This window comes from Achromobacter sp. E1 (assembly GCF_037039475.1).
Lineage (GTDB): Bacteria > Pseudomonadota > Gammaproteobacteria > Burkholderiales > Burkholderiaceae_B > Achromobacter > Achromobacter mucicolens.
Genome location: NZ_CP146253.1, coordinates 3,286,331 through 3,304,646, shown reverse-complemented (window position 1 = coordinate 3,304,646; position 18,316 = coordinate 3,286,331). Strand labels below are relative to the sequence as shown.

The 18,316-nt window shown below is 67.6% G+C and carries 15 protein-coding genes; 9 read left to right on the top strand and 6 right to left on the bottom strand.

Annotation, left to right across the window (positions count from 1 at the left end; translation table 11 throughout):
- Positions 1 to 9 precede the first annotated feature (9 nt).
- Genes V6V88_RS15225 through V6V88_RS15205 form a run of 5 tightly spaced genes read right to left on the bottom strand, consistent with a single transcriptional unit; the run spans position 10 to position 7,642 of the window.
- Positions 10 to 1,950, bottom strand: a complete 1,941-nt coding sequence (locus tag V6V88_RS15225; RefSeq protein WP_338615466.1) for an acyl-CoA synthetase — start codon at positions 1,948 to 1,950, stop codon at positions 10 to 12.
- A 16-nt stretch (positions 1,951 to 1,966) separates the two neighbouring features.
- Complete coding sequence (locus tag V6V88_RS15220) at positions 1,967 to 3,100, bottom strand: acyl-CoA dehydrogenase (protein WP_338615464.1); 1,134 nt, start codon at positions 3,098 to 3,100, stop codon at positions 1,967 to 1,969.
- Between the two features lie 9 nt (positions 3,101 to 3,109).
- A complete protein-coding gene (locus V6V88_RS15215; protein WP_338615462.1) occupies positions 3,110 to 4,306 on the bottom strand; it encodes an acyl-CoA dehydrogenase family protein in 1,197 nt (398 codons plus the stop codon).
- A gap of 9 nt (positions 4,307 to 4,315) precedes the next feature.
- Positions 4,316 to 5,497, bottom strand: a complete 1,182-nt coding sequence (locus tag V6V88_RS15210; protein WP_338615461.1) for an acetyl-CoA C-acyltransferase — start codon at positions 5,495 to 5,497, stop codon at positions 4,316 to 4,318.
- A 24-nt stretch (positions 5,498 to 5,521) separates the two neighbouring features.
- Positions 5,522 to 7,642 carry a 3-hydroxyacyl-CoA dehydrogenase NAD-binding domain-containing protein gene (locus V6V88_RS15205; protein ID WP_223575862.1) on the bottom strand — a complete coding sequence of 707 codons (2,121 nt, stop codon included), beginning with the start codon at positions 7,640 to 7,642 and terminating at the stop codon, positions 5,522 to 5,524.
- Positions 7,643 to 7,849: 207 nt separating this feature from the next.
- Here V6V88_RS15205 and V6V88_RS15200 point away from each other — a divergent pair, with 207 nt between their 5' ends.
- The 4 genes from V6V88_RS15200 (at position 7,850) to sodC (ending at position 12,148) form a co-directional block, all read left to right on the top strand.
- Positions 7,850 to 8,782, top strand: a complete 933-nt coding sequence (locus V6V88_RS15200; protein WP_223575860.1) for a LysR family transcriptional regulator — start codon at positions 7,850 to 7,852, stop codon at positions 8,780 to 8,782.
- Between the two features lie 53 nt (positions 8,783 to 8,835).
- Positions 8,836 to 10,050, top strand: a complete 1,215-nt coding sequence (locus tag V6V88_RS15195) for an AI-2E family transporter (RefSeq protein WP_223575858.1) — start codon at positions 8,836 to 8,838, stop codon at positions 10,048 to 10,050.
- A 78-nt stretch (positions 10,051 to 10,128) separates the two neighbouring features.
- Complete coding sequence (locus V6V88_RS15190) at positions 10,129 to 11,457, top strand: DUF445 domain-containing protein (RefSeq protein ID WP_338615460.1); 1,329 nt, start codon at positions 10,129 to 10,131, stop codon at positions 11,455 to 11,457.
- 166 nt (positions 11,458 to 11,623) lie between these two features.
- Entirely contained in the window at positions 11,624 to 12,148 is a 525-nt protein-coding gene (gene sodC, locus V6V88_RS15185; RefSeq protein WP_338615458.1) for a superoxide dismutase [Cu-Zn] SodC, read from the top strand.
- A 31-nt stretch (positions 12,149 to 12,179) separates the two neighbouring features.
- Here sodC and V6V88_RS15180 read toward each other — a convergent pair whose 3' ends face one another.
- Positions 12,180 to 12,803 carry a glutathione S-transferase gene (locus tag V6V88_RS15180; RefSeq protein ID WP_338615457.1) on the bottom strand — a complete coding sequence of 208 codons (624 nt, stop codon included), beginning with the start codon at positions 12,801 to 12,803 and terminating at the stop codon, positions 12,180 to 12,182.
- A gap of 222 nt (positions 12,804 to 13,025) precedes the next feature.
- Here V6V88_RS15180 and V6V88_RS15175 point away from each other — a divergent pair, with 222 nt between their 5' ends.
- The 5 genes from V6V88_RS15175 (at position 13,026) to V6V88_RS15155 (ending at position 18,158) form a co-directional block, all read left to right on the top strand.
- The gene (locus V6V88_RS15175) at positions 13,026 to 13,748 is read left to right on the top strand and encodes a response regulator (protein WP_196589522.1); all 723 of its coding nucleotides are present in this window, start codon (positions 13,026 to 13,028) and stop codon (positions 13,746 to 13,748) included.
- Positions 13,741 to 15,048 (top strand): ATP-binding protein, encoded by a 1,308-nt coding sequence (locus tag V6V88_RS15170; RefSeq protein WP_338615454.1) that lies wholly within the window; start codon positions 13,741 to 13,743, stop codon positions 15,046 to 15,048. Before V6V88_RS15175 ends, V6V88_RS15170 begins: the two co-directional genes overlap by 8 nt.
- A 158-nt stretch (positions 15,049 to 15,206) precedes the next feature.
- Positions 15,207 to 16,163 carry a glycosyltransferase family 9 protein gene (locus V6V88_RS15165; protein WP_152384628.1) on the top strand — a complete coding sequence of 319 codons (957 nt, stop codon included), beginning with the start codon at positions 15,207 to 15,209 and terminating at the stop codon, positions 16,161 to 16,163.
- The gene (locus V6V88_RS15160) at positions 16,138 to 17,295 is read left to right on the top strand and encodes a glycosyltransferase family 4 protein (protein WP_338615453.1); all 1,158 of its coding nucleotides are present in this window, start codon (positions 16,138 to 16,140) and stop codon (positions 17,293 to 17,295) included. The genes V6V88_RS15165 and V6V88_RS15160 overlap by 26 nt, the downstream gene beginning before the upstream one ends.
- A complete protein-coding gene (locus tag V6V88_RS15155) occupies positions 17,292 to 18,158 on the top strand; it encodes an alpha/beta hydrolase (RefSeq protein WP_196589521.1) in 867 nt (288 codons plus the stop codon). The genes V6V88_RS15160 and V6V88_RS15155 overlap by 4 nt, the downstream gene beginning before the upstream one ends.
- The last annotated feature ends 158 nt before the right edge of the window (positions 18,159 to 18,316 follow it).

The window sequence follows — 18,316 nt, the reverse complement described above, 5'->3', positions numbered from 1 at the left end:
GGATGCCAGTCAATCGCGTACGTCGACTTTGACAGGCAGCCGGGACAGCGCCTCGCGCAGGCTGGCGATCAGCGGCGCGGGCGCACCGGCGCCGGCTTCTACGGCGACATCCGGTTGCGCATCGGCCAGCACGCGAAAGACGGGATCGTCTTGGGCGCGGCCAGCCGCTTGCAGGGTGCGCGCCACCACGGCCTCGACCGACACGGCGGTCGCCAGGCGGCGCAAATCGGGTTTGTAGATCTTGCCCACGTTGGTCATGGGCATGCTGTCCAGAATCACCACGCGCTTGGGCCGTGCCGGCCCTTCGTCCACGTGCGCGGCGGCATAGGCCACCAATTCGGCCTCGGTCGCCTCGCGGCCTTCGGCCAGCGTGACGAACGCGATCGGCAATTCCCCCGCGTAGGCGTCGGGGGCGCCGACCGCCGCGCACAGCTGCACGGCCGGATGCGTGGCCAGGGCGTCTTCGATGGTCTTGGGATCGATGTTGTGGCCGCCGCGGATGATCAGGTCCTTGGCGCGCCCTTGCAGATGCAGGCGGCCCTCGGCGTCCATGAAGCCGACGTCGCCGCTGATCAGCCAGCCATCTTCGGTGAAGGCGTGCGCGGTGTCCGCGGGATCCAGAAAGCCCGGGATGACGTTGGGCGCCTTGATGAGCACCATGCCGGGCGTGCCGGCGGGCAGGTCGCGCGCGGGCTGGCCCGCGGGCATGTCCAGCCCCACGATGCGCACCTGTACATAGGGCAGCGGAAACCCCACGCAGTTGACCGGAAATTCGCAGCCCGGCGGCGAGATCGACGTGATGCCGGCCATCTCGGTCATGCCCAGGCTTTCGCTGACATGCAGGCCAAACAGGCGCTTGAAGCGCGCGGCGAGCTCGGCGGGCAGGGGCGCCGCGCCCGTGCGGCAGTAGCGCAGCGATGAGATGTCGGCGCCGTCCAGCGGCACCTCGGCCAGCGCGGCCAGGATGGTCGGCACGCCTTGCAGCGAGGTGGCGCGGTGCTTTTCGACCAGACGCCAGTAGTTGCGCAGCACATCGCGGTTGCGCAGCAGCAGGGTGGTCGGGATGACGGTTTCGACGCCAGCCGACAACGCTGCCAGCGACGCCGGCAGCACTCCCGCCACGTGAAAGAGCGGATAGCCGTTGATGACCACGTCGCCCGGCCCCGCGTTTTGCAGCTGAACGGCCGCCCACGCGGAGAACACCTGGTTGGCGTGCGTGTGGATGGCCAGCTTGGGCGCGCCCGTGGTGCCGCCGGTGTGGAAGTAGGCAGCCACATCGCTGGCGCGGATGACGCGTTCGCTGACCAGGCGGTCGGCGGGCTGGGCCGCGCGCGCCGCGTTGAAATCGCGCGCGAAGTCCGGCAGCGCGGGGCGGTCGGCTTCGGCCTCGTGCCAAGGCGCCACGCGGAGCAGCGTTTTCAGGGTCGGCACGCGTTCCATCAGGCGCAGCGCCTTGGACCACGAGCCGCATTCCACGTCGGACCCATAGGCGATCAGCGCCTTGGCGCCCGCCGTCGTCATCAAGGACGCCAGCTTGTCGTCGGTCAGAAGGGGATTGAGCGGCTGCACGATGCCTGCCGCCTCGCCGCCCCACAGCGCCAGGTGGTATTCCAGGCAGCCGGGCAGCAGCACGCCCACGGCGTCGCCTTCGCGGATGCCCAGGCTGTGCAAGAGGTTGGCGGTCTGGTGGATGCCTGCCAGCAGTTCACGGTAGGTCCAGCTGGTGGCATCGTCAGCCGGGTCGGCGCTGCGCAGGAAGGTCAGCGCCCGCCTGTCGCCGAATGCAGCCGCGGAGTTGCAGAAGATCTCGTAGGTGCTTTGTACCGTCAGCGTGTCCGCCAGCGGCCGGGCCTGCAACCGCTGGACGTCCTGCGCCGTGCGTACCGGAAACGGCGCGGCAAAGGGTGCGGCAATGGGGCGGGCGCGGGTCGAGGTAGGGGAGTCGATCATGGCCGTGCCTGCGCGCTCATGCCTGACCCAGCGCGATGTAGCGCCGCAGGTGGTGGTCTTCGTCGCCCAGCTGGTGGTCGATCATGACCAGGCGCTTGGCGTAGTGCGCCAGCGGCAGTTCCCACGTCATGCCGATGCCGCCATGCAACTGGATGCATTCCTCGGCCACCAGCGTGCCGATGCGGCCGATCGTGACCTTGGCCGCGGACAGCGCGCGTTCGCGCGTGGCGCGATCCGGATGGTCCACGGCGGCCGCCGCGTTGATGACGGCCGAGCGGGCCTGCTCGATTTCCAGCAGCACGTCGGCCATGCGGTGCTGCAAGGCCTGGAAGCTGCCGAGCGGCGCGCCGAACTGGCGGCGCGTGCGCAGGTATTCCAGCGTGGCGTCGCGCGCGCAGTCCATGGCGCCCACGGCTTCCGCGCACAGCGCCAGGATGCCGCGGCCCACGGCGCGTTCCAGCAGCGCGTGACCGGCGTGCGCCTCGCCCAGCAGGGCGTCGGGGGCGAGCTTGACGTTGTCCAGCACCAGTTCGGCGGCGCGCCCGCCATCGATCAGTCCGTAGCCCCGCAGCGCCAGGCCCGGCGTGCCCCGGGTCACCAGGAACAGGCCGATGCCCGATTCGTCGTCAACATTGCCCGCCGTGCGCGCCGACACCAGGAACAGGTCGGCATGTTCGCCCGCGTAGACGACGGCCTTGGCGCCGTTCAACACCCAGCCGTCGGGGCTGGGTTCGGCGCGCGTGGCCACCTGATTCAGGTCGTAGCCCGACGCCGGTTCGGCGTGGGCGAATGCGGCGGTCAGGCTGCCGGCGATCAGGCCGTCAAGCGCCTCGCGCTGCGCCGGCGAGCCCGCCGCGGCGATGGCGCTGCCGACCATCACGGCGTCCAGGAAGGGCTCGACCACCAGGCCCCGTCCCAGGGCTTCGAAGACGACGGAGATATCGAAGCCCGCGCCGCCCAGGCCGCCATCGGCCTCGGTGAACAGTGCGCCGATGGCGCCCAGCTCGGCGTAGCGGCGCCAGAACTCGGGGCTGTAGCCCTCGCGCGATTCGGCGTGGCGCATGCGCGTGGTGAAGTCGTATTGCTCGGCGACAAAGCGGCGCAGCATGTCCGAGAGCATGCGCCGGTCTTCGGTGTGTTCGAAATTCATGGCCAGCCCTTACAGTCCCAGGATCATCTTGGAGATGATGTTCTTCTGGATTTCATTGGAGCCGCCGAAGATCGACAGCTTGCGGTTGTTGAAGTACTGCGCCGCGGCGCTGTTTGCGCCGTCCGGGCCGATGGCGGGCGCGTCGTAACCGTCGTGCAAGGCCTCAGGCACGAAGGGGCGCGCGTACGGGCCCATGGCGCGGCGGTTCAAGGCGCTGATCTCCTGGCGGATCTGCGTGCCGCGGATCTTCAGCATCGAGCTCTCCGCGCCGGGCGCGCCGCCGCCAGCCACCGCCGCGACCACGCGCAGGTTGGTCGTGCGCATGTTGGCCAGCTCGATCTCCACGCGCGCCAGGCGCGCGGCAAAATCCGGGTCTTCGGCCAGCGGGCGGCCGTGCCGCTTCTGGCGCGCGGCCACGGCCTTCAGGCGTTCCAACGCGGCCGTGGACTGGCCGACGCCCGCAATGTTGGTGCGTTCATAGGTCAGCAGGTACTTGGCGCAGGTCCAGCCGCGGTTTTCCTCGCCCACCAGGTTTTCGGCAGGAACCCGCACGTCCGAGAAGAACACCTCGTTGACCTCGTGCTCGCCGTCCAGGGTGATGATCGGGCGCACTTCGATGCCCGGGCTGTTCATGTCGATCAAGAGGAAACTGATGCCTTCCTGGCGCCGGCCTTCCTGCGAGGTGCGCACCAGGCAGAAGATCATGTTGGCGTACTGGCCCAGCGTGGTCCACGTCTTCTGGCCGTTGACGACATAGCTGTCGCCGTCGCGCACGGCCGTGGTCTTGAGCGACGCCAGGTCCGAACCCGCGCCGGGTTCCGAGTAGCCCTGGCACCACCAGTCCGACCCGTCCAAGATGCGGGGCAGCCAGTAACGGCGCTGCGCCTCGGTGCCGTATTTGATCAGCACGGGTCCCAGCATGCTCAGGCCGAAGGGGACGATGCGCGGCGCGTTGGCCAGCGCGCATTCGTTATCGAAGATGTACTTCTGCGATGCGCTCCAGCCCGTGCCGCCGTATTCCACGGGCCAATGCGTGGCCAGCCAGCCTTGCGCGTTCAGGATGGCATGCCACTCGGTCATGTCGTCGCGTGTCAGCAGTTTGCCTTCGCTGACCTTGTCCGACAGCCGGGGCGGCAGCTTCGCGTCCAGGAAGGCGCGCACCTCGTCGCGGAAGGCGATTTCTTCGGGGGTGAATTCCAGATCCATGCGGGTCTCTCAGTAGATTTCAAACAGGCCGGCCGCGCCCATGCCGCCGCCGATGCACATCGTGACGACGGCGTAGCGGGCGCCGCGGCGGCGGCCCTCGATCAGGACATGGCCAGCCAGCCGCGCGCCCGTGACGCCGAAGGGATGGCCCAGGGCGATGGAGCCGCCGTCGACATTCAGGCGATCCATGGGGATGCCGAGCTTTTCCTGGCAATACAGCGCCTGCGATGCGAATGCCTCATTCAGTTCCCACAGGTCGATGTCCTGCACCTTCAAGCCGTGGCGGGCCAGCAGCTTGGGCACCGCGTACACCGGGCCGATGCCCATTTCGTCGGGCTCGCAGCCGGCAATGGCCAAGCCGCGGAACGCGCCCAGCGGCCGGATGCCGGCGCGCTGGGCTTCGGCGGCTTCCATCAGCACGCAGGCCGCCGCGCCGTCCGACAGCTGCGAGGCATTGCCCGCCGTGACGAACTGGCCCTCGCCCCGGACGGGGGCCAGGCCGGCCAGCGCCTCGTAGGTGGTGCCGGGGCGGTTGCAGGTGTCCTTGTCCACCGTCACTTCGCGCTCGGTGAGGGCGCCTGTCGCGCGGTCCGTGACGGACATGGTGGTCGTGACCGGAACGATCTCCTCGCGATAGCGGCCGGCGGCTTGCGCGGCCTCGGTGCGCGCCTGGCTTTGCGCGGCAAAGCGGTCCTGCGCCTCGCGGCTGATGCCGTAACGCGCGGCCACGATGTCGGCGGTCTCGATCATGGGCAGATACAACTCGGGCTTGTTGGCCACGATCCACGGGTCCATGCCGCTGACGCCGTCGTCGCGCGTGCGGATCTGCGATACCAGTTCCACGCCGCCGGCGATCACGGCGGGCGCGCCATCCATCACGATGCGGCTCGCGGCCGAGGCGATCGCCTGCAGGCCGGACGCGCAATAGCGGTTGATCGTGGCGCCGCCGACGCTGACAGGCAGCTCGGCACGGATGACGGCCTGCCTGCCGATGTTGCGCCCGGTCGCGCCTTCCGGATAGCCGCAGCCGATGAACGCGTCTTCGATCAGGGCGGGGTCGATGCCGGCGCGGTCCACGGCGGCGCGCACGGCGTGCGCGGCCAGCGTGGGCCCGGCGATCAGGTTGAATTCGCCGCGCCCCGCCTTGGTGATGGGGGTGCGGGCAGTGGAGACGATGACGGCTTCGCGCATTGGGGTTCCTAAAAGGTGTTTGGATCAGGCGGCGTTCAGGCTGCCAAAGGTGCGGCCGGATTCGGCCAGCTGCACGAGCAGCGGCGATGGCTTCCAGAACGCGGGGTCTTCGGCCGCGTAGCCGCGGATGTCGGCCAGGATTTGCGCCAGGCCCACGCTGTCGGCGTAGTGCATAGGGCCGCCGCGATGGCGCGGAAAGCCGTAGCCGGACAGGAACACCACGTCGATGTCGGACGGACGCAGCGCGATGCCCTGATGCAGCACGTTGGCGGCTTCATTGACCATGGCGGCCAGATAGCGCCGCAAAATGTCTTCCTGCGTAAATGGGCGGGGCGTGACGCCGGCGCGGCGGCGTTCTTCGTCGATGATGGCCAGCACCTCGGGGTCGGGCGTGCCCTGGCGGGCGCCGTCGGGATACAGGTAGAACCCGCGGCCGGTCTTCTGCCCGAACCAGCCGCGCTCGCAGAGGCGGTCGGGAATCTGCACATAGCGCAGCGCGGGATCGCGCGTGGCGGCGCGGCGCTTGCGGGTGGCCCAGCCGATGTCGCCGCCCGCCAGGTCGGCCATCTGGTAGGGACCCATCGGATAGCCGAACGCGCGCACGGCGGCGTCGATGTCGTACGGCGAGGCGCCGTCCTCCATCATCATGTCGGCCGCCTGCCGGTGCACGGCCAGGATGCGGTTGCCGATGAAGCCGTCGCAGACGCCCGCGCGCACGGGAATCTTGCGCAACCGCCGCGCCAGCTCGAAGCCGGTGGCCACGGTATCCGGCGCGGTGTGACGGCCGACCACCACTTCCAGCAGCTTCATGATGTTGGCGGGCGAAAAGAAGTGCAGCCCCAGCACGTCGGCGGGCCCGCGCGTCGCTTCGGCGATCCGGTCCACGTCCAGATAGGAGGTGTTGGTGGCCAGCACCGCGCCGGGCTTGGCCACGCGGTCCAGCTGCGCAAAGACGGCCTGCTTGACGGCCATGTCCTCGAACACGGCTTCGATGATGAGATCGGCCTCGCCGAGCGCGTCGTAATCCGTTGCGCCGGTAAAGCGCGCCAGGCGGGCCGCGCGTTCGTCAGCGGTGATGCGGCCTTTCTTGACCAGCAGGTCGTACACCTGTTCGACGCGGTTGCGGCCGCGCGCCAGGGCCGCATCGTCCTGTTCGACCATTACCACCGGCAGGCCGGCATCCAGCACCGCCACGGCGATGCCCGCGCCCATCGTGCCGCCGCCCACGATGCCCACGCGTTCCAGACGGCGGGCACGGGCTTCCTTAAGCTCGGGAATCTTGGCGCTGTCGCGCTCGGCGAAGAACGCGTGGATGAGCGCGGCGCGTTGCGGGCTGTCCAGGCATTGCAGGAACAGGGCGCGTTCGGTGCGCAGGCCCTCGTCGAAGGGCAGGTCGATCGCGGCGCGCACGGCTTGCACGATCTTGGCGGGGGAAAACAGGCCACGGGTGGTGGCTGCCACGCGTTCGGCCGCCGCGTCCACCGCCGCGCGTTGCGCCGTCTGGTCCGCCAGCGCATGACCCGCGTCGCGCGTGCGGCGCGGGCCTGCGTTCAGCGCCAGCAGCTGGCGCGTGTAAGCCAGGCCGGCGTCCAATGGATCGTCCTCGGCGGCCAGGGCGTCGACCAGCCCCGCTGCCAGCGCTGCATCGGCGGACAGGGGCTTGCCGCTCAGCATCAGGTCCAGGGCCGCGGCGGCACCCATCAAACGGGGCGCGCGCTGCGTGCCGCCCGCGCCGGGCAAAAGGCCCAGGTTCACTTCGGGCAGGCCCAGCTTGGCGCTGGCCAGCGCCACCCGGTAGTGCGCCGCCAGCGCAATCTCCAGCCCGCCACCCAGCGCCGCGCCATGCAATGCGGCAATAACCGGCTTGGCGCTGGCTTCGATCTGGTTGCACAGGTCCGGCAGCAGGGGCGGTTGCGGCGGCTTGCCGAATTCGCGGATGTCGGCGCCCGCGATGAAATTCTTGCCGGCGCCAATCAGCAGGATCGCGCGCACCCCCGTGTCGGTCTGCGCCTGCGCGATGGCCTCGGACAACGTGCGGCGTACGGTGGCGCTCAGGGCGTTGACGGGAGGATGGTCGATGACGACGACCATAATGTCTTCATGGCGGCGCGTCTGGGCCGCGCCGGTGCTTGCGCTGTCTGTCATGGACAGTGTCTCCTTAATGGCTTCCTGCTCGCGCGCCGCGCCGGCATGCCGGAGCGCCGACGGCTGCGCGAGCGGAGCCTGGGGCGGGCCAGGCGTGGCCCGTCTGTTATGGCTTTATTCTTTCCCAGCAAAGATGTCTTGACAATGGCATCGATAATTGACACTCCGGATAAGAAAATTTGACAATGCACGGCAAGGAGCGCCGTCATGGACACCAAATCCCTCACCCTGCTGGTCGAAATCCTGGACGCGGGCAATCTCAGTGAAGCCGCGCGCCGCCTGAAAATGACGCGGGCCAACGTCAGCTATCACCTGAGCCAGCTCGAGCGATCGGTGGGCATGCAGCTCGTGCGGCGCACGACCCGGCGCGTGGAACCCACCGAGATCGGCCTGAAGCTGTACAAGCACGGCCGCAGCATTCAGGACGAACTGGCGGCCGCGCGCGAGTCAATTGAAACGCTGGGCAAGACGCCGCAGGGAAAGGTGCGCCTGAGCGTGCCCAGCGGCTACGGGCAGTTCGTGATGACGCCCTGGCTGCTGGAATTCAAGAAGACCTACCCCGACATCGTGCTGGACGTGCTGTTCGAGAACAGCGTCGAAGACCTGCTGCGCGACGAGGTCGACATCGCCGTGCGCATCATGTCCGACCCGCCACAGCACCTGGTCGCGCGCGAACTGGGGCAGGTGCGCTACGTGGCCTGCGCGTCCCCCGACTATGCGGCTAACCGCGGCCTGCCGCAGCGGCCGGAAGACCTGGCCGGCACGCCCGTCATCAGCGCCGCCGTGATCGGGCGGCCGCTGCGCCTGTCGGCCTACTACGGCGGCCAGCCCCGCCAGCATGTGGTACTGGAACCCACCGTCATTTCCCGCAACTACGCCTTCCTGCGCGACGCCATCCGCGCGGGGTTGGGCGTGGGCGTGGTGCCGGACTACGTGGTGCATGAAGACATCGCGCGCGGCGAACTGTTACCGGCGCTGACGGACTGGCGGTTGAGCATTTTCGGGCGCGGCATGTATATGCTGTACATGCCAAACCGCCATCATCCGCGCGCGCTGGCAATGATGATCGAATTCATCCTCGAACGCGCGCAGCGGCGGCATGACGGCGAACCCGGTCTGCTGGCGGTAAGCGCCGGGTAGAACCGGCAGGCACGGAACTTGCTGAAGGCCTTCGCAAATTGGATGTGAGGGGAATGATGGACAGCGCGACGCCAGTGGACGCCTCGACGCCGAGGCAGGGCCCGGAGCCGGTGACGGCCCCGCCGGCCGAGGATAAACCCGAACCGCCAGAAGAAAAGGTCACGGCCCAGGACGCCGGCCTCATCAAGCCGCCCGCGCCGACGCCGCTCGTGCGCGTCAGCGGCTTTTGCCTCGTGACGCTGACGGTGCTGGCGGTGCTGTTCGGCCTGAAGGCTGCGCAAGAATTCATCGTGCCGGTGGTGATGGCGATCGTGGTCGCCTACACCCTGGACCCCGTGGTGGCAATGCTTGAAAGGTACCGCGTGCCCCGGTCGCTGGGCACGGTGGTCGTCATGGGCGCCATCGCGGTCGGAATTGGCTGTGTGATCTATTTCACGCAGGACCAGGTCACCGGCATCATCAATGCGTTGCCCGAGATATCGAGCAAGCTGTCCCGCACGCTGGGCGGCCTGTTGAGCGGGGACGGGTCGTTCCTGGAAAAATTGCGCAACGCAGCAAGCATCCTGCAGGAATCCGGCGCGCCCAAGGCGGGCGGGCGGGTCGTCGTCGCGAAACCGGACACGGGCCTGAGCGACATCTTGGTGTGGGGCTCGAAAGGCCTGGCGACCTTCGTGGGGCAGGCGACCATGTGCGTGTTCCTGGTCTTTTTCCTGCTGCTGTCGGGCAACGCGTTCAAGCGCAAGTTCGTGAAGATGGCGGGCAACACGCTGTCGCAGAAGAAGATCAGCGTGCATATGCTGGACCAGATCAACAACTCCATCCACATGTACATGGCGATGATGCTGGTGACCAACGTGGCGCTGGGTCTGCTGTCGTGGGTGGCGTTCCGCTGGCTTGGGCTGGAAAACGCCGCGACGTGGGCGGTGGTGGCCGGTGCGCTGCACATCATCCCGTACTTCGGTCCGCTGATGACGGCGGTTGGCACGGGCATTGCCGGCCTGATCCAGTTCGGAGAACTTGGCCCGGCGCTGGCGATCTCGATGAGTTCGGTTGCGATCGCGCTCTTGATCGGCGTGCTCGTCACCACCTGGATGTCGGGGCGGATCGCCCGCATGAACGCCGTCGCCGTGTTCATCGTGCTGCTTCTCTTCACGTGGCTGTGGGGCATCTGGGGCACGCTGCTGTCGCTGCCCATTGCGTTCATCGCAAAGGTGGTTTCCGACCACATCGAAGGGCTGGAGGCATTGTCCGAGTTCCTGAGCGAGTAGGCGTTGCGGGCAGGCCCGGCCGCAATGGCCGGACGGCGTGCGATTGGTATGCTTGCACCTCGAATCACCGGATCCTCCATGACCGACACTTTCCGTTCCGACCGGCTATCCGGCGTGCGCGCCGCGCCATCCCTGGATGCGCGGCGCACGCAATTGCGCCGCATGAAGATCGCGGCGCTGGCGCTGCTGGTGGCCATGGTCAGCGGCTTCATCACCAGCCATGTCATGGGCGGGCAGGGCGCGTGGGCATGGGTGCGGGCCTTTTGCGAGGCCGCCACCGTGGGCGCGCTGGCCGACTGGTTCGCCGTCGTCGCGCTGTTCCGGCGGCCCATGGGCCTGCCCATTCCGCACACCGCCATCATCCCCAGCAACAAGGACCGTATCGGCGACAGCCTGGCGGTGTTCGTGCGCGATCACTTCCTGGACCCCGATACCCTGATCGAGAAGCTGCGCGTCTTCGACCCCGCCGCGCGGCTCAGCCGCTGGCTGGCGCGGCCCGCCCAGGCCCGCGCCCTGAGCGACGGCGCGCGCCGGGTGGCGTTGCAAACGCTGGACCTGCTGGATGACCGCCCCGTGCGGGGCGTCATTCAGGAGTTCGTAGTCAGCAATCTGCGCCGCTGGGACGCGGCCGCCACCGCGGGCGAGGTCCTGGGCCTCTTGACCCGCGACGGGCGGCACCAGGAATTGCTGGACGCCGCGCTGGAACGCCTGGGCGGCTATCTGGCCGAGGAAGACGTCAAGGAACGGGCGTCGACGCTGCTCGTGAAGTTCGCCCGCAAGGAATGGCCGCGCATCATCGCCGCCGTCGACGTGGTCAAGTCCGTCGACAACATCGCCGACAACCTGGCCGACCGCCTGGCTCGCGCGCTGGTGGAAGAGCTGCGCGATGTGCTGTCCCAGCCCGATCATCCGGTGCGCCGGGACTACGAGGCCTGGGTGATGAACTACATCGAACGCCTGAAGACGGATCCCGCCCTGGCCGGCCAGGTTGAAGCGCTGAAGCAGCGGGCCATCGACCATCCCAAGGTCCAGGAGTATGTCCAGGGTCTGTGGGACGACATCCATGCGGCGCTGCGGCGTGACCTGGCGGACGAACACTCCGCGCTGGCCGCGCACCTGGAAAGCGCGCTGCTGGCGCTGGCCCGCAAGCTGGGCGAAGACCCCAGGCTGCGCGAGGCCATCAACAACCACATCCTGGGCGGCGCGCGGCGGCTGACCGGCCGGCTGCGCGTGGGCGTCACCGAGCACATTTCACGCACCGTCAAGAATTGGGACGAGCGCCATCTGGTCGATGAGCTTGAGCTCAGCGTGGGGCGCGACCTGCAATACATCCGCTTTAACGGCACGCTGGTCGGGGGGCTGATCGGCGTGCTGCTGCACGCGGTGATCCTGCTGGTGAACGGATAAACGGCGCGGTGTCCTACGCCGTGTCAAACCTTGTATCAGGAATGAAGTTTGCTGGCGAACCGCCCGGCGCCGGTGCTATCTTCATTGGCGCCACCCATCGCGCGAGGCGCGCGTCTCGCTCCGTTGGCCGCCCGCAGTTCGCGGGCATCTTTCCAGGAGGCAATTCATGAAGAAATTCTCGATGCTTGTCACGGCGCTGGCTTTGGCGGGCGCGTCCAGCGCGGCGCTGGCCGAAGACGTCTCGATGTCGTTCCTGACGCCAGAAGGCGTGGGCAAGAGCGCCGGCACCATCACCTTGAAAGACACCAAGGAGGGGCTGCAGTTTACGCCGCACCTCAAAGGCCTGCCGCCGGGCGAGCGGGGTTTCCACGTCCACGAGAAAGGCTCCTGCGAGCCGGGCATGGTGAATGGCAAGACCGCGCCGGGCGGTGGCGCGGGCGGCCATCTGGACCCGAAGGGCACCAAGGCCCACAAGGGACCGATGGCGACCGACGGGCACCAGGGCGACCTGCCGTTCCTTACCGTTGCGTCGGACGGCAGCGCGACGAAGACGGTGCTTGCCCCGCACTTGAAACTGGCCGACGTGAAGGGGCGCGCGCTGATGATCCACGCGGGCGGCGACAACTACAGCGATAAGCCCGAGCCGCTGGGCGGCGGGGGCGGACGCCTGGTTTGCGGCGTCGTGAAGTAGGAAGGATGACGGCGCCGGTCGCGTTCCGTTCTCAGGCCGTCCCGTTGCGGCCGTATTGCCGGTAGCCGTCGCGCTCGGCCAGGCGGTCGTAATACGCAGCCACCGATGGCAGCGCGGGCTTACCGAAAGGCGTCTGGAACCACCGGTTCACGGACAGCCCAACGGGAATGTCGGCCAACGTGAAGGTGTCGCCCGCCACGTACGCCCGGGTGCCGGCCAGGCGTTGATCCAGGATTCCCATGAATCGCGCCCATTCCTTGCACGACGCCTCGATGGCAGCGGCGTCCTGGTGCGCGGGCGACTGCCGGGCCAACGCCATGAACGCGTAGCTCCAGGACCGGTTCAGGTCCGTTGCCTGCCAATCCATCCACTGATCCACCCGGGCCCGCGCCTTGGGCTCGGCCGGATAAAGATGCCGCCCGTCATACTGGCCCGCCAGATAGCGGATGATGGTGTTGGACTCCCACAGGACGAAGTCGCCATCCTGGATAACCGGCACCATCGCATTCGGATTGCGCGCCAAAAATTGCGGATCGGACGTCGGCCGGAAACCGCTGCCCCAGTCTTCGCGATCGAAGGGCAGGTTCAGTTCGGCACACGTCCACAGCACTTTGCGCACGTTGATGGACGAGGCCTTACCTAGAATTTTCAGCATGGCAGCCAGCCCGGCGGGGCGTTCGGAAGTACAGGATCGCCGCAGTCTAGCGGGCGGCAAGGGCCACCGCCAGATACAGATCGGGGAATGCGCAGCCAGAACAGAAGCCCGTCAAACCACACGTGGCCGGCTGCGCCGGTAAGCGTGGGTAGCCGGCGTCGCGCACGCGGCCCCGGGCGGGCTTCGGTGTATGCTTGCCGCGCCATTGCACTGCGACGGTGCATGAACCTCTGTCTGCCCACCATGACCAAGGCCCTGTTAGTCGAAGACGATACGAAGCTGGCGCGCCTGATCGCGCAGTTTCTGGAACAACACGGATTCAATGTTGCCCAGGCTTATCGCGGCGATCACGCGGTGGATGCGTTCCGCCGCCACGAGCCGGCCATCACCATCCTGGACCTGATGTTGCCGGGCCGCGACGGCTTGCAGGTCTGCCGCGACCTGCGTGCGTTCTCGTCTGCGCCGATCCTGATGCTGACGGCGCGCGAAGACGATCTGGATCACATCCTGGGCCTGGAGTCCGGCGCGGACGATTACGTCATCAAGCCCGTGGAACCGCGCGTCCTGCTGGCGCGGATCCGCGCCTTGATGCGGCGCCACAACCAGACCGAGCTGCAGCCTGAACGCCTGGATTTCGGCGCGTTGTCCATCGACCGCCAGACGCGCGCGGTGATGCTGTCTGAGGTCGAGGTCGACCTGACGACACTGGAATTTGAAATGCTCTGGGCGCTTGCCAGCCAGGCTGGGCAGGTGTTGACGCGCGACGATCTGCTGAACGCGGTGCGCGGCATCGAATTCAATGGGCTGGATCGCACCGTGGATGTGTGCATCAGCAAATTGCGCCGCAAGCTCGATGACGATCCGCGGGATCCGTCCCGCATCAAGACCATCTGGGGCAAGGGCTACCTGTTCTCGCCCAAGGGTCACGAGCTGGACGATGCTTAAGTTCGTCCTGCGCATCTTCGTGGTGCTGGCCATTGGCTTCGTGCTGTCCAACGAAGTCGTCGACCGGGCGGCAAACTATCTTTTTGAGTCGGAGACGGCCAATTACACGCGCGAAGCCGTGCGAGGCCAGTTGCACAGCCTGAAGCAGGAGCTGGCCCACGTGCCGCCGGACGCGCGCCCCGACTACGTGCGCAACACGCTGGCGCCGCATTACGGACTGACGTTGCAGGTCCTGGAGCCGGCTGACTACAACGCGCCGGATTTCGCGCTGACCGCTGACGAGCGGCGCACCATCGACGCGGGCGGGTTCTTCCTGCGCGACAACCTGATGAGCTTCGTGGCCGCCATACCGGGCCCGGGCGCACAGTGGCTGATGGTCAAGCTGCCGCCCGAGCCGCTCGTCGGCACGTGGGTGATCGTCGCGATCTACGCTGCCCTGGGCGTGCTGTTGTGCGCCTTCATGCTGGTGTGGGCGCTGCCGGTCTGGCGCGACCTGGAGGCGCTGAAGACCGCCGCGCAGCGGATGGGGCAGGGCGACCTGCGGGTGCGCGCGCAGCTGTCGCGGTTTTCCAGCATCCGCGGGCTGGGCGACACCTTCAACCAGATGTCCGAACGCATCAGCGCGCTGATCAGCAATCAGCGCGAACTGACCAACGCGGTATCGCACGAACTGCGCACGCCCATCGCCCGCTTGTCGTTCGAGCTGGACATGATCGAGCAAGAGGCCGATCCCGCCGCGCGCCGGCGACTGGTCGAAGACATGAAGAACGACGTCGCCGAGCTGGACAGCATGGCGTCGGAATTGCTGATGTACGCCCGTCTGGAACACAAGAGTGACGACATTCCGCTTCAAGCCCAGGACGCCCGCGGGTGGCTCGATTCGGTCGTGCAGCATGCGTCGTTTGAGGCCGACTTGTCGGGGGTGCAGTGCGTGGTGACGCACTGCGATGCAGGCGACGTGCGGCTGCACCCGCGCTACATGACGCGCGCCTTGCTCAACCTGCTGCAGAACGCCATCCGCCACGCCGGCCGGCAGGTGCAGGTCGGACTTGCCAGCCCCGCGCCACGGCAGTACGTGCTGACGGTGGACGACGATGGACCGGGCGTGCCGCCCGCCGATCGCGAGCGCGTGTTCGATCCCTTCATCCGGCTAGACGAAAGCCGTGCGCGCGGCACTGGCGGAACCGGGCTGGGCCTGGCGATTGTGCGCCGCGTGGCGCGATGGCACAACGGCGAGGCGCTGGTGTCCGAGAGCCCGCTGGGCGGCGCCCGTTTCGTGATCCGCTGGCAAGCGGCCTGATCTGACCCGCACGCCGCGCGGCCGCCGTCGTTGTGCAGTGGTATGCCGGGCCGCTTAATGCTTCTTCACAATTGTTAAAGAGATCAGGGAAATTTGCCTGACGTCTCCCGATACATTGCCGGCCATCGGCCAACTGGCCGTCAATACGGAGGCCGCAGGTGTCGGAGATCGTTGTGTATGTCAGAAGCCAGCCGCAGCTGGGCGACCAGATCGTCGCCATGCCAACGCTGTATCAGCTCAAGACATGGTGGCCATCGCGCCGGCTCAAGGTGGTCGCCCGTGACGACGTGGGCAATTTCTACCGGGCGCTGCCCTGGGTCGACGAGTTCGTGCGTGCCTCGACATTCATCGATTACCTGCGCAGCCTGAAATCCGAGACCCGCATGTCCGTCAGCCTGCATCACAGCAGCGAGCGATTCGGCGTGGTCAATCTGCTGCGCCGCCCGGCGATCCGGTTGGGGTTTCGCAATGCGCGCTTCAGCGACGTTGCCTGGACGCATTGCCATCGCAAGGACATCACCGAATACATCGGCCAGGCCAATCTGCGCTTGCTGGCGTCGTACCGGCCATTCGACCTGGAAGGGGCGACGCGCGCATGTTTCTATACGCTGGCGCGTCCGCACCTGCGCGTGCCGTTGGGCGGCGACGTGGTGATGATTCCCGGGGGCGGCGCCGGCGACTTCAAGCGTTGGAGCCTATCGAACTACCTGCGGCTGGCCGACAGGCTGAAACCGCTGCTGGGCGCCGGCACCCGTTTTCTCTTCGTGCTGGGCCAGCAGGAAGCCGCGGAGCGGGATGCCCTGCGCGCGATGCAGCGGCCCGACTTCTCCATTGCCTATTGCCGGCCCATCGCCGAGCTGAGTGCCATCATGCTGCGCGCGCGGCTGGTGGTGGCCAACGATTGCGGCCCTTCGCACATCGCGCAAGGCGCTTGCGTGCCGTATGTGGGCGTTTTCAACGAAGCAAATCCCGAGTGGTTCTGGCGCCGGCGCGGGTCGGCGTTCGTGGTGCCGCGGCATCCGCCAAGCGGCATCAATTCGATCACGCCCGGCGAAGTGCTGGCGGCCTGTCTGGATGTATTGGATCATCATGCGCATACTGCACACGCTGGCTGAGCGCAGTCTGGGCGGATTGGAGTTCCGCACGCTGGAGCAGGCGAGCTGGCTGCTCAATCACGGCTACGAAGTGGCCATTGCGTCGCCCTCGGGCAGCGCCGTGAGCCACGCCGCGCGCGAGCGCAAGCTGACGACCGTGGATATTGACTTCAACCCTGCCTATTCGCCCAGGACCGTCCTGGCGCTGCGCCGGGCCGTCCAGGCAATGCGCATCCAGGTCATCGATAGCCATAGCCGCGCAGACGCCAAGACGGCCGCGCTGTGCCGGGATCTGTGCGCGGTCGTGCGCACGCGTCATTTTGCCAAGCCCATGCGTTCGTCCCTGCGCCGCCGGCTGGAATGGAAGCTCGGCTGCGACCACGTCATCGCCACCAGCGACGTCGGCAAACAAGAACTGCTGGCGGCCCGGCTGGTGCCGGAGGACCGGATCAGCGTGGTCGGGGAGTGGGCCGGCGACGCGTTCTTTCAGTCCGGTGACGCGACGGATGCCGTCCTGCGGATCCGTCGCGGCTTGGGGATACCGGCGCCCAAGGCGTCTTACGTCATCGCCACCGTGGGGATGCTGCGCCCGGAGAAAGGCCAGGCCGATCTGCTTCACGTGGTGCAACGCCTGCGCATTCAAGGCGTGCCCGCGGTGGCCCTGGTCGTGGGCATGGCAACCGCGCGCACACAACCGTATGCGTATTCGCTGTACCGCCTGGCCGTGGATCTGGGTATCGCAGAGCATGTCGTGTTTGCAGGTCATCGGACCGACGTGCCCGACATGATCCGCGCCGCGGACGTGGTGCTGGTTCCGTCCGCGACCGAAGCCTGGTCGCGCATCGTGCCCGAGTCCTTCGCCGGCGAGCGGCCCGTCGTCGCCAGCAATGTGGGTGGCCTGCCGGAGATCGTCGTGCCGGGCCGTACCGGGTGGCTTGCCGCGCGGGGTGACGTCGCGGCGTATGCCGACTGCATCCTGCAGATCCGGAACCGGCCTTGGCATGCCCAGGCCATTGTGGCCAACGCGCGGGCGTTCGCAGATGCGCATCTGCGCCTGGGAGAAAAGATGTTCCGCACGCTCGAGGCGTATCGCGTGGCCGTGGGCGCACGCTTGCCGCCCGAACGCTATCAGCGCGGGGGGGCGTCGGCTTGACCACGATCGACAGGGTCTGCAAGGTGGCGGCGCGTCCGGACCCGTGCGCGACGTCCGTCATCGGGACGGCGGCGGCATGCGATGGCCCACTGTCGCCGTTGGCGCCCCAGGCCGGCGAGCAGTTGCTTGTGGGCAAGGGCGAGCGCGCGCGCACGGGAATCCTGCTGATCCACCGTCTGGGCGGCGCACCCTGGGAAATGCACGAACTGGCGCGCGGTCTGAATGAACAGGGCTTCAGCGTCATGGCGGTCAAGCTGGCGGGCCATTGCGGATCGCTCCAAGAATTGGCCGGCGCAGGGTGGATGGATTGGCTGGCCAGCGTGCGCCGGGGCGCAGATATGCTGGCCAGCCGGACCGATCGCATCGTCGTCGGCGGAATCGCCACGGGCGCCGTGCTGGCCCTTGCCCTGGCGCAGGAACGGCCGTTCCACGTGGCTGGCGTCCTGGCGCTATCGCCCGTGCTCCGTCATGACGGCCGTGCGGGTCCGCGCCGGGCAAGCACGGCCTTCCTGCTGCCGGTGTTGCGTGTGCTCGGCATCGCCCGGCATCGCGCGCTGCCGGGACGGCTGCGCCGCGCGGGCTTGCCGGGCACGCCGTGGGGGGCGCTGGGCCAGATGCGTAAGCTGGCGGCCGCAGTACGGCGCCGGATGGACATGGTGCGAGCGCCGTGCCTCGTCATCCATGCACGGCACGACGACGTCGCGACCGTATCCGGCGCGTTCGAGATCGCGAAAGCGGCGCGCAACACGAATGTGCACTTGCAACTGCTGGCAGACCGCGAGCATGTGATCACGATGGGCCGCGGATGCGGCGATGTCGTCTCGCGGGCCACGGCGTTCGTCAGCGGGATTGCTTGGCCTTGATCGCGGGTTGCGCAGCATCCGACATGTTGCGCAACTGAAGAAAGATAGAATGTTGCCCGTAACCATTTAAGAAGCACGCACATGGGAGCAGGCCCCTCCACGGATCGCTGAGCCGCAACGACGTCATCAATCGTTGTTGCGGCGGTCATTCCTCGATC

Bases quoted from the DNA above. Each gene is read 5' to 3' on its own strand.
- V6V88_RS15225 (WP_338615466.1), bottom strand. From the start codon at position 1,950: ATGATCGACTCCCCTACCTCGACCCGCGCCCGCCCCATTGCCGCACCC.
- V6V88_RS15220 (WP_338615464.1), bottom strand. From the start codon at position 3,100: ATGAATTTCGAACACACCGAAGACCGGCGCATGCTCTCGGACATGCTG.
- V6V88_RS15215 (WP_338615462.1), bottom strand. From the start codon at position 4,306: ATGGATCTGGAATTCACCCCCGAAGAAATCGCCTTCCGCGACGAGGTG.
- V6V88_RS15210 (WP_338615461.1), bottom strand. From the start codon at position 5,497: ATGCGCGAAGCCGTCATCGTCTCCACTGCCCGCACCCCCATCACCAAG.
- V6V88_RS15205 (WP_223575862.1), bottom strand. From the start codon at position 7,642: ATGACAGACAGCGCAAGCACCGGCGCGGCCCAGACGCGCCGCCATGAA.
- V6V88_RS15200 (WP_223575860.1), top strand. From the start codon at position 7,850: ATGGACACCAAATCCCTCACCCTGCTGGTCGAAATCCTGGACGCGGGC.
- V6V88_RS15195 (WP_223575858.1), top strand. From the start codon at position 8,836: ATGATGGACAGCGCGACGCCAGTGGACGCCTCGACGCCGAGGCAGGGC.
- V6V88_RS15190 (WP_338615460.1), top strand. From the start codon at position 10,129: ATGACCGACACTTTCCGTTCCGACCGGCTATCCGGCGTGCGCGCCGCG.
- sodC (WP_338615458.1), top strand. From the start codon at position 11,624: ATGAAGAAATTCTCGATGCTTGTCACGGCGCTGGCTTTGGCGGGCGCG.
- V6V88_RS15180 (WP_338615457.1), bottom strand. From the start codon at position 12,803: ATGCTGAAAATTCTAGGTAAGGCCTCGTCCATCAACGTGCGCAAAGTG.
- V6V88_RS15175 (WP_196589522.1), top strand. From the start codon at position 13,026: ATGAACCTCTGTCTGCCCACCATGACCAAGGCCCTGTTAGTCGAAGAC.
- V6V88_RS15170 (WP_338615454.1), top strand. From the start codon at position 13,741: ATGCTTAAGTTCGTCCTGCGCATCTTCGTGGTGCTGGCCATTGGCTTC.
- V6V88_RS15160 (WP_338615453.1), top strand. From the start codon at position 16,138: ATGCGCATACTGCACACGCTGGCTGAGCGCAGTCTGGGCGGATTGGAG.